Origin of the sequence: Photorhabdus tasmaniensis (assembly GCF_011189505.1) — a bacterium.
Taxonomy (GTDB): Bacteria; Pseudomonadota; Gammaproteobacteria; order Enterobacterales; family Enterobacteriaceae; genus Photorhabdus; species Photorhabdus tasmaniensis.
This window is the reverse complement of the sequence record NZ_PUJU01000135.1, coordinates 1-1,768: the sequence shown is the minus strand read 5'-3', so window position 1 is coordinate 1,768 and position 1,768 is coordinate 1. Positions and strand designations below refer to the sequence as shown.

At 55.7% G+C, this 1,768-nt stretch carries 1 protein-coding gene; it reads right to left on the bottom strand.

All coding sequences use genetic code 11. The features are described from left to right. Positions 1-1,768 (bottom strand): condensation domain-containing protein (locus tag C5471_RS23115; protein WP_166296547.1); only part of this gene is annotated, 1,768 nt, incomplete at both ends.

Genomic DNA, 1,768 nt, shown 5'->3' with positions numbered 1-1,768 from the left:
GTCAGCTCACCCGATAAATCAACACGCAACGCCAGCGTATTGACAAAGAATCCGATCAGCGACTCCACTTCCTGACGACTGCGGCCTGCACTCGGTGTGCCAATCACCACATCGTCCTGACCTGACAGACGCGACAGGACCACCGCCCAAGCGGACAACAGTGTCATAAATAACGTGACACCGTGTTGCTCACTCAGGCGTTTAAGCGCGGTCGTTAATGCCGTATCCAGGTTAACCGGCACGGCATGCCCAACAAATGACTGCTCCAGCGGACGGGGCCGGTCAGTAGGCAAATCCAGCAGAACCGGTGCATCAGCCAATGTCGCACGCCAATAGTCGGATTGCATTTGGGTCCGCTCCGCCAGCAACCACTGACGCTGCCAGGCGGCGTAATCCGGGTATTGAATCGCCAACGGAGGCAGTGGATCCGGTTGCCCAGCCAGAAACGCCGTATAGAGTGCGCTCAGTTCACGTATCAACACATCGACAGACCAGCCATCGGAAACAATGTGATGCTGAATGAGTAGGAACCGGTATTCGTCATCGGTGAGCCGGATCAGACCGGCGCGGATCAGTGGGCCACGGTCAAGGTTAAATGATGCGTGCACTTCCTCGGCACACAGACGCTCAAGAACCCCTTCCGCATCCGGGAGTCCACGCAGGTCATGTTGAGATAGCAGCAAGCCGCTATCCGGTGCCAATAGCTGCATTTGTGGCTGCCCCTCAGTAGAGACAAAGACAGAGCGTAGCGCTTCATGACGGGCAAACAAGGTATCCAGCGCCTTTTGCCAGGCCATAATATCCAGTTGACCACATAAGCGCAGAGCCATCGAGATATGATAAGTCTCGCTGACGCCCTCAAGCTGTGCCAGAAACCACAAGCGCTGTTGAGCAAATGACAGCGGCAACTCACCCTCACGGGATATCGGCACGATGGCCGGCAGAATAGGGTCCGGTTGACCAGACCGGGCCTGCATGACCTCGGCAAAAGCCATTAAAGTAGGGGATTTAAACAGGGTCGCCAGCGACAGGTCGACACCGAGTGCCGCGACACGGTTCATCACCCGTACCGCCAGCAACGAATGGCCGCCCAGGGCAAAGAAATTGTCATGCCGGCTAATTTGCTCAATCCCCAGGATTTCATGCCAAATCGCGGCCAGCGCGATTTCTGTTTCACCCTGCGGCGCGGCGTAAACCTGACGGGCAACCGCTTCATTGTCCGCTGCTGGCAACGCTTGACGATCCAGCTTGCCGTTTGGGGTTAACGGGAAGGCATCCAGCCGTACAAAGGCCGACGGCACCATATAATCCGGTAAAATGGCACTCAGATAAGTATACAAGCTATTGACCAGCCCCTCATCTGCGGGTGCCACCACATAAGCCACCAGCCGTTTCTCCTGCCCTTCCCCCTGCGCCAATACCACCGATTCACTCACCGCCGGGTGTTCTATCAGCCGGGCTTCAATTTCCCCCGGTTCAATGCGGAAACTGCGGATCTTAACCTGTTGATCATTACGGCCAAGAAACTCCAGATTGCCATCCGGCAGATAACGTGCCAAATCTCCAGTGCGGTACATGCGGGCACCTGGTTTATCACTGAACGGATCGATAAGGAAACGTTCAGCGGTCAATTCTGGCCGGTTCAGGTAACCACGGGCGACAGCGACTCCCCCAATGTAAAGTTCACCCGTGACACTCATTGGGACAGGTTTCCCGTAGGTATCGAGAATATAAATTTGGGTATTGGATATTGGGCGGCCAATCGGTA